The organism is Enterobacter sp. RIT637, assembly GCF_019718755.1.
Taxonomy (GTDB): Bacteria; Pseudomonadota; Gammaproteobacteria; order Enterobacterales; family Enterobacteriaceae; genus Enterobacter.
In genome coordinates this window covers 1-15330 of record NZ_JAIHAZ010000029.1, presented here as the reverse complement: position 1 = coordinate 15330, position 15330 = coordinate 1, and the positions used below count along the sequence as shown (strand labels likewise).

At 53.6% G+C, this 15330-nt stretch carries 11 protein-coding genes and 2 tRNA genes; 9 read left to right on the top strand and 4 right to left on the bottom strand.

Annotated elements, in window-relative coordinates; genetic code table 11:
- Window positions 1-42: 42 nt before the first annotated feature.
- Together K5E19_RS22740 and dkgB are read left to right on the top strand one after the other, a co-directional pair.
- Window positions 43-119 (top strand) — tRNA-Asp (locus K5E19_RS22740).
- Window positions 120-282: 163 nt separating this feature from the next.
- A complete protein-coding gene (gene dkgB / locus K5E19_RS22735) occupies window positions 283-1086 on the top strand; it encodes a 2,5-didehydrogluconate reductase DkgB (RefSeq protein ID WP_221553200.1) in 804 nt (267 codons plus the stop codon).
- A gap of 22 nt (window positions 1087-1108) precedes the next feature.
- Here the strand turns inward: dkgB and yafC are convergent, their stop codons facing one another.
- The gene (gene yafC / locus K5E19_RS22730) at window positions 1109-2023 is read right to left on the bottom strand and encodes a DNA-binding transcriptional regulator YafC (RefSeq protein ID WP_221553201.1); all 915 of its coding nucleotides are present in this window, start codon (window positions 2021-2023) and stop codon (window positions 1109-1111) included.
- Window positions 2024-2127: 104 nt separating this feature from the next.
- On the opposite strand from yafC, the gene K5E19_RS22725 reads away from it, so the two are divergent.
- From K5E19_RS22725 to K5E19_RS22715, 3 genes are all read left to right on the top strand, one after another.
- Complete coding sequence (locus tag K5E19_RS22725) at window positions 2128-3303, top strand: MFS transporter (RefSeq protein ID WP_221553199.1); 1176 nt, start codon at window positions 2128-2130, stop codon at window positions 3301-3303.
- A 138-nt stretch (window positions 3304-3441) separates the two neighbouring features.
- On the top strand, window positions 3442-4242 hold the full coding sequence (locus K5E19_RS22720; RefSeq protein WP_042717509.1) for an endonuclease/exonuclease/phosphatase family protein: 801 nt from the start codon (window positions 3442-3444) through the stop codon (window positions 4240-4242).
- Between the two features lie 77 nt (window positions 4243-4319).
- A complete protein-coding gene (locus tag K5E19_RS22715) occupies window positions 4320-5096 on the top strand; it encodes a class I SAM-dependent methyltransferase (RefSeq protein WP_221553198.1) in 777 nt (258 codons plus the stop codon).
- A 53-nt stretch (window positions 5097-5149) separates the two neighbouring features.
- On the opposite strand, the gene mltD is transcribed toward K5E19_RS22715, so the two are convergent.
- Together mltD and gloB are read right to left on the bottom strand one after the other, a co-directional pair.
- Entirely contained in the window at window positions 5150-6514 is a 1365-nt protein-coding gene (mltD, locus tag K5E19_RS22710; RefSeq protein ID WP_221553197.1) for a murein transglycosylase D, read from the bottom strand.
- 68 nt (window positions 6515-6582) lie between these two features.
- Window positions 6583-7341, bottom strand: coding sequence for a hydroxyacylglutathione hydrolase (gene gloB, locus K5E19_RS22705; protein WP_108418199.1), 759 nt, complete (start codon window positions 7339-7341; stop codon window positions 6583-6585).
- Between the two features lie 32 nt (window positions 7342-7373).
- Here gloB and K5E19_RS22700 point away from each other — a divergent pair, with 32 nt between their 5' ends.
- Entirely contained in the window at window positions 7374-8090 is a 717-nt protein-coding gene (locus tag K5E19_RS22700; protein WP_221553196.1) for a class I SAM-dependent methyltransferase, read from the top strand.
- On the opposite strand, the gene rnhA is transcribed toward K5E19_RS22700, so the two are convergent.
- Complete coding sequence (rnhA, locus tag K5E19_RS22695; protein WP_221553195.1) at window positions 8091-8558, bottom strand: ribonuclease HI; 468 nt, start codon at window positions 8556-8558, stop codon at window positions 8091-8093.
- 64 nt (window positions 8559-8622) lie between these two features.
- Here rnhA and dnaQ point away from each other — a divergent pair, with 64 nt between their 5' ends.
- The 3 genes from dnaQ to K5E19_RS22680 all read left to right on the top strand — a co-directional run.
- Complete coding sequence (gene dnaQ, locus K5E19_RS22690; protein WP_172411142.1) at window positions 8623-9354, top strand: DNA polymerase III subunit epsilon; 732 nt, start codon at window positions 8623-8625, stop codon at window positions 9352-9354.
- 132 nt (window positions 9355-9486) lie between these two features.
- Window positions 9487-9563, top strand: a tRNA-Asp gene (locus K5E19_RS22685).
- 468 nt (window positions 9564-10031) lie between these two features.
- On the top strand, window positions 10032-15330 hold a 5299-nt coding region (locus tag K5E19_RS22680; RefSeq protein WP_221553194.1), incomplete at its 3' end, for an Ig-like domain-containing protein.

Below are 15330 nucleotides of genomic sequence, written 5' to 3'. Positions count from 1 at the left end.
TAAGCCGGTGCATTAATCCGGTGGTTACAAGCAGTCTTCGGTGGAGCGGTAGTTCAGTCGGTTAGAATACCTGCCTGTCACGCAGGGGGTCGCGGGTTCGAGTCCCGTCCGTTCCGCCACTTATTAAAAGCCCTGAGCTAACGCTCAGGGCTTTTTTCTTATCTGCTGTTTAATTATTGCGAAATTAGCAAAAATCCTCTGCTTTCTGCGCTCTTTTTCTTCATAACACTGCCCGCCATAATCTTCCTCAGTTTACGAACATAATGATTAACGAGGAATAACATGACTATCCCTGCATTTGGTCTGGGCACTTTCCGCCTGAAAGACGACGTTGTAATTGCATCTGTAAAAACTGCACTTGAGCTTGGCTATCGCACCGTTGATACGGCGCAGATTTATGAAAACGAAGCGGCTGTAGGTCAGGCGCTCGAAGAGAGCGGCGTACCGCGCAGCGACCTTTTCATCACCACCAAGATCTGGATTGAGAATCTCAGCAAAGACAAGCTGATCCCTAGCCTGAAAGAGAGCCTGAAAAAACTGCGTACTGACTATGTGGACCTGACGCTGGTTCACTGGCCATCACCGAATGATGCCGTCTCGGTGGAAGAATTCATGCAGGCGCTGCTGGAAGCGAAAAAGCAGGGCTTAACGCGTGAAATTGGTATCTCCAACTTTACTATCCCGCTGATGCAAAAGGCGATTGCTGCTGTTGGCGCAGAAAATATTGCGACCAACCAGATTGAGCTGTCCCCATACCTACAAAACCGCAAAGTGGTGGACTGGGCAAAACAGCACGGCATCCATATTACCTCTTACATGACGCTGGCCTACGGTAAAGCGCTGAAAGATGAGGTCATTACCCGTATCGCGGAGAAACACAGCGCGACAGCGGCCCAGGTGATCCTGGCATGGGCAATGGGTGAAGGTTATGCGGTGATCCCGTCCTCAACCAAGCGTGAAAACCTGGCAAGCAACCTGTTGGCACTGGATCTCCAGCTGGACGAAGATGATAAAAAAGCGATCGCGGCACTGGATTGCAACGATCGGCTGGTGAGCCCGGAAGGCTTAGCGCCAAACTGGGATTAATATTGACCCAACCCTCTGTATTCTAAAACCCTCGCACAGCTCCTTCGGGAGCTGTTTTTATATGTTCGCTCAGGAAGTCGATAAAGGCACGAATACGTGTACTGACGGCTCTGTCGCTGTAATAAACCGCGCTAAAAGGCATCTCCACCGGCAGACGTTTATCTGCCAACAGCTCCACAAGCTCTCCGCGTGCGATTTCTTTATCAATCATGTAATCCGATAAACAGGCGATGCCATTTCCGGTAAGGCACAGCTGTTTTAGCGTTTCCCCGCTGTTTGATGATAATCCGCAGGTAATTTCATGAAGCTGACCATCATGACAGGCGACAGGCCAGGTATTTAGCGACACCGGTTCCGTAAAGCCCAGACACAGGTGTTGCGCCAACTCTTCTACCGTCTCGGGCTTTCCATGCTCAGCAATATACTGTGGCGACGCGATGATTTTACGGTAGCTGGCAAAGAGGGGGCGAGCACGTAAGCTTGAATCAGTCAGGGTTCCCGCCCGTATCGCGACATCAACTTTGCGTTCAATAAGATTGATAAAGGTTTCGGAGGAGACCAGCGACAACGTCATCTCTGGATAGCGTTCGCGGAAGGGCTTAATCAGCGGCATCAGAAAATGCAGAACCACAGGTGTTGCCGCATCGATACGCAGCAATCCACGCGGTGTGCTGCGCGATTCCATAATCTCTGTCTCCGCTGCGGCCATCTCCTGCAGGACGGATTGTACGCGGCGGAAATAACGCTCACCTTCTTCCGTGAGGCTCAGCTGCCGTGTTGTTCGGTTGAGTAAGCTCACCCCAAGCTTCATCTCCAGCTTTTTCACCGAGCGACTGATCGCGGAATTTGCCTGACCCAGCTGTTCCGCTGCGCGGCTAAAGCTGCCGCTTTCGACGACGGCGACAAAGATTGTCAGCTCTTCCGAGGTTGCCTTCATTGTTGCACCACCTGCAAAATTCAATTGATATTCTGACCATTTTTGTTATTTAAGCACTGGCGCATACTCCCTGTCATCTTAATCCTGTAAAGACGGAGTATTTTATGCCACTGGCGCTACTTGCCCTCACGATCAGTGCCTTTGCGATAGGCACGACCGAGTTCGTAATTGTAGGACTGGTTCCTACTATCGCTAATCAACTTGCCATCTCGCTCCCTTCCGCGGGCCTGCTGGTGTCAATCTATGCGTTGGGTGTTGCTGTTGGCGCACCCGTACTGACCGCGCTGACAGGGCGTTTCCCGCGTAAACAGCTGTTAGTTGCTCTGATGGTGCTCTTCACCGCTGGCAACCTGCTGGCCTGGCAGGCGCCGGACTACACCACGCTGGTGATCGCTCGCCTTCTGACCGGCCTCGCGCATGGCGTGTTCTTCTCCATCGGTTCAACCATTGCAACCAGCCTGGTGCCCAAAGAAAAAGCCGCATCCGCTATCGCCATCATGTTTGGTGGGTTAACCGTTGCGTTGGTCACCGGTGTGCCGTTAGGAACCTTTATCGGCCAACATTTCGGCTGGCGCGAAACCTTCCTGGCCGTGTCTCTGCTGGGCGTGATTGCCCTGGTCGCCAGTATGCTATTGGTGCCATCCAACATCCCTGGCCGGGCGAGCGCAAGCCTGAGCGATCAGTTGAAGGTGCTCACGCATCCGCGTCTGCTGATTATTTACGCCGTTACGGCTCTTGGCTATGGTGGCGTGTTCACTGCTTTCACCTTCCTGGCACCCATGATGCAGGATCTGGCGGGCTTCTCTCCAGCAGCGGTAAGCTGGATTTTGCTGGGCTACGGTATTTCTGTCGCCATTGGGAACATCTGGGGCGGCAAACTCGCGGATAAGCACGGTGCGGTACCGGCTCTTAAGTTTATTTTCGCTGCGCTGGTTGTTTTGCTGATGATTTTCCAGTTCACCGCATCGATTCAGTACGCCGCGCTGATCACCGTGCTGGTTATGGGGATCTTCGCCTTTGGTAACGTGCCGGGTCTGCAGGTATACGTGGTGCAAAAGGCCGAGCTGTATACGCCAAATGCGGTAGACGTGGCATCCGGTCTTAACATTGCCGCATTCAATATCGGTATCGCGATCGGTTCCATCGTCGGCGGACAAACCGTAGAACACTTCGGGTTAAGCCAAACGCCGTGGATCGGTGCGGTCATTGTGCTTGTCGCTTTCCTGCTGATTGGCCTCAGTGGACGGCTTGATAAACCGGCTCGCGTGGCGCTTGGGTAAGTAGCAGTAAGTGCTTGCTTACAAAACTGGAAAGAGGTTTCTCAGTAATTGCGTTGAAAGTGTGACCTAAAATCCCTATAACATTAGAACCAGTCCGTTTTTCCGGGCTGGTTCACGTTACAGAGGCCGTTTCCAAAAGTGCGAAAAAATACCTATGCCATGCGTTATGTTGCCGGAATGCCCGCGGAGAGGATCTTGCCTCCGGGGTCGTTTGCGAGCCTTAGCCAGGCATTGCCAGCCGGTACCCCCTTAAGCAGTGACGAAAAAATTCGGGTACTGGTCTGGAACATCTTCAAGCAGCAGCGTGCGGAATGGTTGTCCGTACTGAAGAATTTCGGTAAAGACGCGCATCTGGTTCTCTTGCAAGAGGCACAAACCACGCCAGAACTGGTCAGGTTTGCAACGACTAACTATCTTGCTGCCGATCAGGTTCCTGCGTTTGTCTTACCGCAGCATCCCTCGGGGGTGATGACCCTGTCAGCCGCGCATCCGGTCTATTGCTGCCCGCTGCGCGAACGTGAGCCGATTCTGCGCCTGGCCAAGTCGGCGCTGGTGACGGTCTATCCGTTACCGGATACGCGCCTGTTAATGGTCGTAAACATCCATGCGGTGAATTTCAGCCTGGGGGTGGATGTGTATAGTAAGCAATTACTACCAATTGGCGATCAGATAGCCCATCACAGCGGGCCGATCATTATGGCCGGGGACTTTAATGCCTGGAGCCGCCCGCGCATGAATGCGTTATACCGCTTTGCGCGCGAAATGTCGCTGCGTGAGGTCCGTTTTAGCGACGATCAGCGCAAGAAAGCGTTTGGTCGTCCTCTCGATTTTGTCTTCTATCGTGGTTTGAATGTGCATGATGCCTCCGTTCTGGTGACGCGCGCTTCCGATCACAATCCTCTACTCGTTGAATTCAGTCCCGGCAAACCTGATAAATAATGGTGCGTCAGGTCTGCCGTGGGGCAGGCCTCTGCGGGTGCTGCCCTTTATTTTTTAACCAACAAAAGGACAGTACGATGACAACAACAACACACTCCCATCATGACAACGTAGAAAAACAGTTTGGTTCTCAGGCAAGTGCTTATCTGAGCAGCGCCGTGCATGCGTCTGGGCGCGATCTGGTGCGACTCGGAGAGCGTCTGGCAGCATTCCCACAAGCACACGTGCTGGATTTAGGGTGTGGTGCAGGTCATGCCAGCTTTACGGCCGCACAGCAGGTGGCACGGGTGACCGCGTATGATTTATCCAGCCAGATGCTGGAGGTGGTCGCAGAAGCTGCAAAAGCCAAAGGGCTGAGCAACGTGGCTACGCGCCAGGGCTACGCCGAATCTTTGCCTTTCGACGATGAATCGTTTGATGTGGTCATTAGCCGCTACTCCGCCCACCACTGGCATGATGTCGGCCAGGCCTTACGGGAAGTGAAACGCGTATTGAAGCCGGGGGGCGTCTTCATCATTATGGACGTTATGTCTCCGGGTCATCCGGTGCGGGATATCTGGCTGCAAACGGTTGAAGCGCTGCGCGACACCTCCCACGTGCAGAACTACTCCAGCGGTCAATGGTTATCGCTGATAACGGAGGCCGGGTTGATTTCCCGCTCACTGATAACAGACCGCTTGCCGCTGGAATATCACGCCTGGATCGCACGTATGCGTACGCCTGAAGCGCTGAGCCGGGCGATTCGTATATATCAGGAAAGCGCATCTGCGGAAGTGAAGGCTTACTTTGAACTGCAGGAGGATGGCTCGTTCACCAGCGACACCATTATGGCTGAAGCGCAAAAGGCGGGTTAAAACAAAAAAGGCACCGAGGGGAATCGGTGCCTTTTTATCTCAGGAATGTCTCATCAGGAATCTGGCGTCGCGCTGTTTTTCACAAACAGCGTTAGCTGGTCACCCGGCTGCAGATTGTCAGTATCATTATTCCAGCGCATCACATCTTTGATGTTCACGCCGTGACGTTTTGCGATACTGGACAGCGAATCACCCTTACGAACGCGATAGGTAATACTGTCGCTGTTCCGGGCAAGGCGCTGTGCGCTGTTGCCTGCACCTACCGTCAGAGTTTGACCCACTTTCAGACCCGAGCTGCGCAGGTTATTCCACTGCTGCAGATCTTTCGCATTCACGCCAAGACGTGATGCAATGCCCGAAAGCGTATCACCTGAACGCACCTTATAGCTGCGGCTGGAAACGGGAGACGTATCGGCGATCAGCGTTGACTGAACGGCGGCAATCTCACCAGAAGCCAGAGACTCACGTAATTGTTCAGCATGCTTCTGCGGAACCATCACATACCGTGGGCCATTTGCTCCCAGGGTTGAGCCTTTAACGCCTGCGTTAAAGGTTTTCAGTTTACTGACCGACATACCCGTCATATCGGCAACCTGTTGAATATCAACCGGGCTGCTGAGGCGAACGCGCGCCAGTGCACGACTTTCGTCTGGTGTTGGCAGTTGCACACCGTAACGCTTGCTGTTCTTGAGAATATCACTCAGGGCCAGCATCTTCGGTACGTAAACCTTGGTTTCCTGTGGCAGTGAGAGCGACCAGAAATCGGTAGATTTACCACGCGCTCTGTTCGATTTCATTGCTTTCAGTACACGACCTTCGCCGCTGTTATACGCTGCGACCGTTAACAACCAGTCACCGTCAAACATCTTGTTCAGACGTTCCATCATGTCGAGAGCGGCTGTCGTTGAAGCGACAACATCACGACGCGCATCATAGCTGCGGGTCTGTTTCAAACCATAATTGCGCCCAGTGCTCGGAATGATCTGCCAAATGCCTGCGGCATTGGCGCCAGACGTTGCGTGTGGGTCAAAAGCGCTCTCCACTATGGGTAGGAGTACCAGCTCCATAGGCATGTTACGTTTCTTAACTTGCCCGGCTATCCAGTACATATACGGCTCTGCCCGTAACGTTACATCGTGGAGATAGCTCTTATTTCTTAAATACTTCTGCTTCTGTTCGCGAATCCGGCTGTTTTCCGGAATTCCCATCTTTAGCTCGTCGCCAATAGAGGCCCACAAGTCTTGTTCCTGCGCGAAAGATGTCCCATCGTCCAACCAGCGCGCCTGACTTGTAAACTTCCCTGCTTCCCCTTGACCAGCTGCAGAAAGGCTCTGTGCGTGCTGTTGTACGTTGCTGCCAGTTTGCGACTGGCAACCTACAAGCAGGACAGAGGCGAGTAATATCGCTTTTGCCTTCATGTGTGTGTCAATAGTTGCTTAAAAGACGAGCGATAATAACGGCGAAATTTTGAAAAGGCAACCCGCAATTATCTGAAGTTATCTTTCTTTGACCTTAACCATGCAAATCGCTGCTCTGGTTGTTGCAACTTTGTTTCTTGGTTAATTTTATTAATTAAATCAATATCATCAGTTCGTAAAAATAAATTTATTTCTCGCTCGTTTTTCAGAATAACGGGTAGTGTTTTTTGGTTTTTCGCACGTAACTCCTTCACTTTCTGGTAATAATCTAAAATAGCAAGATCGTCCGGCAAAATGCTCGCGGCAAACTTCATATTTCCTAATGTATACTCATGCGCGCAACAAATGAGGGTATCGTCGGGCAATGCGTTAATCTTCTGTAATGACTGATACATCTGGGCTGGTGTTCCTTCGAACAGCCTTCCACAGCCGCCTGAAAAGAGTGTATCACCGCAAAATAGATAAGGTTTACTGTAGAAACACAGATGTCCAGAAGTGTGACCTGGCGTGGCAAATACGGAAAATTCGTATCCCAGTATGAGGATATTTTCGCCCTCTTCGACTACTTGCGTCGTACCCTTATCTTGTGTTTCAGCCGGTCCATACACCACAAGATGCGGGAAGGCCGCCACAAGATCGGGAACGCCGCCCACGTGATCGTTATGGTGATGAGTAAGAAGGATGGCCTGGGGATGCCAGCCATTTTCTTCGATTGCCTGCAAAACCGGCGCGGATTCACCCGGATCGACAATGATACATCTGCGATCGTCATCGACTAATACCCAGATGTAATTGTCCTGAAAGGCAGGAATACTGATAAGATTCATACATTACCTCTAACTGCGTGGCGGATGTGTTGATGAAACCGGCAAGGATACCTCAGACTGTCGCAGCACCGGAACGTTGGGCTGACCTGCCCTGGGGTGAATACTATCGCGAGGCGTTAGAACAGCAGCTTAAGCCGTGGCTCGCGAAAATGTATGGCTTTCACCTGCTTAAGATTGGCAATCTCAGCGCGGAAATCAATACCGAAAGCTGCGCTATCTCGCATCAGGTCAACGTTTCGCTCGCGGGCTTACCCGTTCAGGTGAAAGCAGACCCGCTGCATTTACCTTTTGCTGAAAAATCCGTTGATGCTTGTCTGCTGGCGCATACGCTGCCCTGGTGCAGCGATCCCCATCGCCTGCTGCGCGAAGCTGACCGTGTGCTGATTGATGATGGCTGGCTCATACTCAGCGGTTTCAATCCGCTGAGCCTGATGGGGCTGCGTAAGCTCGTCCCGGTTTTACGTCGCACCCCGCCGTATAACAGCCGCATGTTTACGATGATGCGCCAGCTGGACTGGCTTTCACTGCTTAACTTTGAAGTGCTCAGCTACGGGGGATTTCAGGTACTGCCCTGGTCACGGCAGGGGGGCGTGGTGCTGAGTACCCATTTGCCCGCCCTGGGCTGTATGCAGTTTATCGTGGCGCGTAAGCGAACAATCCCTTTGACGCTGAATCCGATGAAGCAAAGCAAATCGAAAACGCAAATTCGTCAGACCGTGGGCGCCACGCGGCAGTATCGAAAGCCCTGATCAGGATTCAGGCTGGTAGCCAGTATCCTCATGCGCGGGATTGGACGCCGCCGCGCGAGCCAGTTCGTCGCAGCGTTCGTTCTCAGGGTGACCGGCGTGGCCTTTTACCCATTCCCACTTGATTTGGTGCTGACCTAAAGCCGCATCCAGACGCTTCCAGAGGTCGACATTCTTGACCGGCTTTTTATCTGCCGTTTTCCAGCCGCGCTTTTTCCAGTTATGGATCCACTGGGTGATACCCTGGCGCACGTACTGGCTGTCCGTGCTCAGCACCACGTCGCAATGTTCCTTTAAGGCTTCCAGTGCCACGATGGCCGCCATCAATTCCATGCGGTTGTTGGTGGTGAGGAAATAGCCTTCACTAAAAGTTTTTTCGTGCTGGCGATAACGCATAATCGCGCCATAACCGCCCGGGCCCGGATTGCCGAGACAAGATCCATCGGTGAAAATTTCTACCTGTTTACGCATCTCTGGTAGACTTCCTGTATTCGAAACGTTCAGTTAAACGATAAGTCTGACATAAATGACCGCTATGAGCACTGCAATTACTCGCCAGATTGTTCTTGATACCGAAACCACCGGTATGAACCAGATTGGCGCACACTATGAAGGGCACAAGATCATCGAGATCGGTGCCGTTGAAGTGGTGAACCGTCGTCTAACGGGCAACAACTTTCACGTTTACCTCAAACCTGACCGGCTGGTGGACCCTGAAGCGTTCGGCGTTCACGGTATTGCGGATGAGTTCTTGCTGGATAAACCGACCTTTGCAGATGTCGCGGATGAATTCCTTGAGTACATCAAAGGTGCAGAACTCGTCATCCATAACGCATCGTTCGATATCGGCTTTATGGATTATGAATTCAGCAAGCTTAATCGTGATATTCCGAAGACGAACACCTTCTGTAAAGTGACGGACAGTCTGGCGCTGGCGAGGAAGATGTTTCCCGGCAAGCGTAACAGCCTCGATGCACTCTGCTCGCGCTATGAGATAGACAACACTAAGCGAACGTTGCACGGCGCACTGCTCGATGCCCAGATCCTGGCGGATGTCTATCTGACGATGACCGGCGGTCAGACGTCGATGAAGTTCAGTATGGAAAATGAGTCCCAGCAGACGCGGGACGCAGGGGGCATTCAGCGTGTTGTACGTCAGGCGAGTCGTTTGCGGGTTGTTTTAGCCAGCGATGAAGAGCTGCTTAACCATGAATCCCGTCTCGATCTGGTGCAGAAGAAGGGCGGAAGCTGCATGTGGCGCGCCTGAAAAGGGGCCGAAACGTTTGTTAAATCACCGTTTGGGTGATTTTTGCAGCAAACGATTCAAAACGTGAGAAAAAGCGTTGACGAGTTCAGAGGCAAACCGTAATATGCGCCTCGTTCCCCAAGCGGGAACAGTGGAGCGGTAGTTCAGTCGGTTAGAATACCTGCCTGTCACGCAGGGGGTCGCGGGTTCGAGTCCCGTCCGTTCCGCCACTATTCAGGCCCACGTTATTTATAACGTGGGCCTTTTTCATTTCTGCATTCCGATACATTTTCTCTCCAGTCTCCCCCCTTGCCACTTTCGCAGTGGTTCGACATGCCACGTCCCTTACTTTTTCTCTTATTTAATAAGATATCTTTATATTTTTAATATATTACTTTTATTTCTGTTTTATTTTGGTGTAAGTTAATTAAGATACATTCTCGCTCATTCTATTATTTCCTTCCCCCTCATTAATTCTCTGTCCGGTGTTAACTATTCCTAGTGCTGCGTATATTTCTGTGTGGTTTTTTCCTAAGCATATAAAGAAACCAGACATGATATTTTTAAGCATCATGTCAATGAAACCAATAGACATGAATTATGTATGGAAGACATAAGTGCAAAGCAGTAAAGGATGTAATCACAGAAGTGCTTATATGTCCTTAATTTAGCGAGTGAAATTCACCAAGGACTTTTATATGACGGAAAGTAAAGTCATTTTAGCAGTGAACAGCGGAGACGGAAAAACTCGGTTGTTGACAGCGGACGCAGGCCGGACGGTTAAGATAAAGCTGATCGCCGGCAATAAGTATCTGCTGAAGAACGTCAATGACGACTTCGCACCAGAAAATATTACCCTCCAACGTGTAGGTAAAGCATTACATATTATTCAGGAAGGGGACACACAGCCTAGCATCATCATTGAGAATTACTTCGATGGTGATAAAAATAACCCAACGCTGATGGGTATGGCAGAAGATGGACTTCTGTATGCCTATATTCCGGTGTCAGGCGAAAGCTACGATACCGGCTATCTCATTGCGGATGGCAGCATGTCGCCGGTTGCCCTGGGCGGCGATCCGTTAGGTGCTGGTGGCCCAATTCTGACGGCCCCTGATGACGACAACGACATGCTGTTCGGCATGCTGGGATGGTTTGCGCTTGCGGCGGCGGGCGTAGGGGCGGCTTTTGCCCTGGCCGAGATGGATGACGAAGATGGCGACAAGCACGCCACACCGGAAAAGCCGAGCATTGGCCAGACAATAGATGATGAAGGCTCTATCAAAGGCCCTCTGAAATCAGGTGACGTGACCGATGACACCAAACCGTCTTTGACGGGGAAAGGAAATCCGGGCGATACCATCCATATTATCGATAATGATAAGGAAATCGGGTCTGTCATCGTCGATGACGGAGGTGAGTGGAGCTATACGCCAGACAAACCGCTGAACGACGGCGAACATGACCTCTCCGTTGTGGTTGAAGATCCTGACGGAAACAAAAGCCCACCTTCTGACCCGATCACCATCGTTGTAGATACCGTTGCGCCAGATGCGCCAACGATTGAACACATCATGGATAAGGTGGGTAAAGTCACCGGCGAAATCCAGGAAGACGCCTACACCGACGATCCAAAACCGGAAATGAGCGGCACCGGTGAAGCGGGCGCGACGATTACTATTTACGATAACGGTAAAAAGATCGGCGAAACCACGGTCAACGACGATGGACGTTGGTATTTCAAACCTTCCGAAAACCTGGCGGACGGCAGCCACAGCATTACGGTCAGCCAGACGGATAAAGCAGGTAACGTCAGCAAGCCTTCAGATGAACGTGAATTCATTGTTCTGACCGAACCTCCTGGGAAAGCAGAAACGCCTGAAGTTAATGACAATACGGGTCCGGTAACGGGTCCCCTTAAGCCAGGCGATGTGACTGATGACAGCAAGCCTTCCTTCAGTGGTGAAGGCACGCCGGGCAATACCATCGTTATCAAAGATAACGATAAAGAGATCGGCTCGGTTATCGTCGACGACGAAGGGAAGTGGACTTACACGCCAGAGAACGATCTCAGCGAGGGTGAGCATAATGTTGAGGTGATTGAGGAAGATCCGCTGGGTAATGTCGGCGACCCTTCCGATCCTATCCAGATCATTGTTGACACTACGCCGCCAGCAAAACCGGATATGGTTGATGCTGAGGACAATACCGGTCCGATTACCGGTCAGCTGAAGGGCGGTGACGTCACTGACGAAACGCGTCCGGTATTCAGCGGTAAAGGTGAACCTGGCGATACCGTGACCATTTATGATGGTGACGAGGTTTTGGGCTCTACCGTCATTGACGATGAAGGTAACTGGACGCTGACACCAGAGAAACCGCTGGGCGAAGGCGACCACAGCATCACCGTTACGCAAACGGATAAGGCGGGCAACACCAGCGATCCCTCGGAAGCGCTGGAGTTTGAAGTTGACACTACCGCGCCTGATGCTTCAGCAAATGTTCTGAAAATTACTGCCGTAGCGGATGACGTGGGCGATCGTCAGGGCAACGTTGCCAGCGGTGAAATCACCGATGACAGCAAACCACTCATTAGCGGTATCGGCGAAGCAGGCAACACCGTTTTTGTCTACACCACCGACTCATCCGGTAAACACCTGATTGGTTCAGCGGTAGTAGGCAGCGATGGTACCTGGAGCCTGACGCCATCAACCCCGCTGACGGAAGGTCTGAACAAACTGACCCTGGAGACGCAGGATCCGGCGGGTAACCGCGTTGCGGGCGATGCGCCGTCTTACGACATCAATCTGTTGATCCCCGTCAGCACCAATCCGTCCATCAACAGCGTGGTGGACAACTCAGAACCGCACGTTGGTCCGCTGCAGAAAGGCGAATCCACCAACGACACCACCCCGACCCTGAGCGGCAGCGCTGCGCCGGGCGACATCGTGTCTATTCTCGACAACGGTAAAGTGATTGGTTCCGTCACCGCGGACAGCAACGGCAAGTGGACGTTCACGCCGGATACCGCGCTGGCTGACGGCAAGCACACCTTCACCGTTACCGCGACCGACGCGGCAGGCAACGCGCGCACCAGCGGCAGCTTCCCGATTGTTATCGACACCACGGCACCGGCTCCGGCGGAAAATATCATCCTTGATGATAACGTGGGCGACAAACAGGGACCGGTAGGCGAGGGCGACACCACCGACGACCAGTCTCCAACCCTGAGCGGCGAAGCCGAGCCGGGGAGCGTTGTCGATATCTACGACAACGACGAGAAGATTGGCTCCGTTATCGTTGATGACGAAGGCAAGTGGACCTATACGCCGGACAAACCGCTGGATAAAGGTGACCATGAGCTCACCACCACGGTCACCGATCCGTCAGGCAACACCAGTGAACCTTCACCGGGCATCTCCTTCACCGTCGATCCGGATCCAAACCAGGTCACCGTAGGCGAAGTGGTGGACGATCAGGGCCCAATCGTGGGTAACCTGAAGCCGGGCACCGTGACCGATGATGTGCGTCCGGAACTGGGCGGTAAAGGCAAGCCAGGCAGCACCGTGACCATCAAAGATGGCGACGACGTTCTGGGCTCTACCGTTGTAGATCCGGATGGCAACTGGACGTTTACCCCAGAGCAGGATCTGGCTGACGGCGATCACAGCCTGACCGTGGTATCCAAAGATCCGGCGGGTAACGAGGTGACCTCACCGTCCTTCGATATCACCGTCGATGCGACCGCACCGGAAAAACCTGTGCTGGGATCTGCAACGGATGACGTGGGCACTATCCGCGGCGATCTGAGCAATGGCAGCACCACCGACGACGCAAACCCAACCTTCAACGGTTCCGCAGAGCCGGGCAGCCGCGTTGATATTTACGACAATGGCGAGCATATCGGTTCGACGGTTGCTGATGATAAAGGCGCATGGCAGTTTACGCCGACCACGCCTCTGCCGGAGGGTGAGCACCATATCACCACCACCGCAACGGATGAAGCGGGCAACACCAGCCCTGAGTCTGATGATTTTGTGCTGGTGACGGACTATACGCCACCTGCGGCAACCAGCGATGTACTGAACATCACCTCCGTGATGGATGACGTCGGCGGCCGTCAGGGTAATATCGCCAGCGGCGAGGTTACCGACGACAGCAAACCTGTCATTAACGGTATCGGTGAAGCGGGCAGCACCGTATTTGTCTACAGCACTGATGCGAACGGCAAACACCTGCTGGGTTCTGCAGTAGTTGATAGTGAAGGCAACTGGACGCTGGCGCTGGATACTCCGCTGGTGGAAGGGCTGAATCAGCTGACGCTCGAAACTCAGGACGCAGTAGGCAACCGTGTTGCGGGTGAAGCACCGTCTTACGACATTACCGTTCTGATCCCGGTCAGCACCGAGCCGTCCATCAACAGCGTTGTGGACAACTCAGAACCGCACGTTGGTCCGCTGCAGAAAGGCGAATCCACCAACGACACCACCCCGACCCTGAGCGGCAGCGCTGCGCCGGGCGATATCGTGTCTATTCTCGACAACGGTAAAGTGATTGGTTCCGTCACCGCGGACAGCAACGGCAAGTGGACGTTCACCCCGGATACCGCACTGGCTGACGGCAAGCACACCTTCACCGTCTCCGCGACCGACGCGGCAGGCAACGCGCGCACCAGCGGCAGCTTCCCGATTGTTATCGACACCACGGCTCCGGCTCCGGCGGAAAATATCATCCTTGATGATAACGTGGGCGACAAACAGGGACCGGTAGGCGAGGGCGACACCACCGACGACCAGTCTCCAACCCTGAGCGGCGAAGCCGAGCCGGGCAGCGTTGTTGATATCTACGACAACGACGAGAAGATTGGCTCCGTTATCGTTGATGACGAAGGCAAGTGGACCTATACGCCGGACAAACCGCTGGATAAAGGTGACCATGAGCTCACCACCACGGTCACCGATCCGTCAGGCAACACCAGTGAACCTTCACCGGGCATCTCCTTCACCGTCGATCCGGATCCAAACCAGGTCACCGTAGGCGAAGTGGTGGACGATCAGGGCCCAATCGTGGGTAACCTGAAGCCGGGCACCGTGACCGATGATGCGCGTCCGGAGCTGGGCGGTAAAGGCAAGCCAGGCAGCACCGTGACCATCAAAGATGGCGACGACGTTCTGGGCTCTACCGTTGTAGATCCGGATGGCAACTGGACGTTCACGCCAGATCAGGATCTGGCTGAGGGCGATCACAGCCTGACCGTGGTGTCCAAAGACCCGGCGGGTAACGACGTGACGTCTCCAGCCTTCGATATCACTGTCGATACCGTGGCACCGGAAAAACCGGTCGTGGGCCTTGCGACAGATGACGTGGGCTCCAGCCGCGGCGATCTCAGCAGCGGCAGCACCACCGATGACGCGAACCCAACCTTCAAAGGTTCCGCAGAGCCGGGCAGCCGTGTTGATATTTATGACAACGGCGAGCTGATTGGCTCCACCGTGGTAGATGAGAACGGCGGCTGGCAGTTCACGCCAACCACAGCGCTGCCGGAAGGCGAGCACCATATCACCACCACCGCAACCGATGAGGCGGGGAACACCAGTCCGGAATCAGATGACTTTGTGCTGATCACCGACTATACCGCGCCTGACGCCAGTAAAGTGGTTATCACCGAAGTCTATGACGACGTGAAAGCGTCAGGCGTGGTGGCCACCGGCGGGGAAACCGACGATAACCGTCCGCTGATCAAGGGTACCGGCGCAGAGCCAGGCAACACCATCACCGTGTACAACGGCGACAAGGTGATTGGCACCGCGAAGGTACAGGCAGACGGCACCTGGTCCCTTGAACCGACCACCCCGCTGCCGGACGGCAAGTACACCCTGACGGCGAAAGAGACCGACGGCGTGGGCAACGTCTCCGGTCCGTCCGCGGAATACGTCATCAACGTGGCCACCGTGCCGCCGCAGGCGCCGACGCTGGACACCGTGTATGACGACGTGG

What these genes read in the sequence shown, in the direction of transcription:
- yafC (WP_221553201.1), bottom strand. Translation starts at nt 2,023, where the DNA reads ATGAAGGCAACCTCGGAAGAGCTGACAATCTTTGTCGCCGTCGTCGAA.
- dkgB (WP_221553200.1), top strand. Translation starts at nt 283, where the DNA reads ATGACTATCCCTGCATTTGGTCTGGGCACTTTCCGCCTGAAAGACGAC.
- rnhA (WP_221553195.1), bottom strand. Translation starts at nt 8,558, where the DNA reads ATGCGTAAACAGGTAGAAATTTTCACCGATGGATCTTGTCTCGGCAAT.
- mltD (WP_221553197.1), bottom strand. Translation starts at nt 6,514, where the DNA reads ATGAAGGCAAAAGCGATATTACTCGCCTCTGTCCTGCTTGTAGGTTGC.
- K5E19_RS22715 (WP_221553198.1), top strand. Translation starts at nt 4,320, where the DNA reads ATGACAACAACAACACACTCCCATCATGACAACGTAGAAAAACAGTTT.
- K5E19_RS22700 (WP_221553196.1), top strand. Translation starts at nt 7,374, where the DNA reads ATGAAACCGGCAAGGATACCTCAGACTGTCGCAGCACCGGAACGTTGG.
- gloB (WP_108418199.1), bottom strand. Translation starts at nt 7,341, where the DNA reads ATGAATCTTATCAGTATTCCTGCCTTTCAGGACAATTACATCTGGGTA.
- dnaQ (WP_172411142.1), top strand. Translation starts at nt 8,623, where the DNA reads ATGAGCACTGCAATTACTCGCCAGATTGTTCTTGATACCGAAACCACC.
- K5E19_RS22725 (WP_221553199.1), top strand. Translation starts at nt 2,128, where the DNA reads ATGCCACTGGCGCTACTTGCCCTCACGATCAGTGCCTTTGCGATAGGC.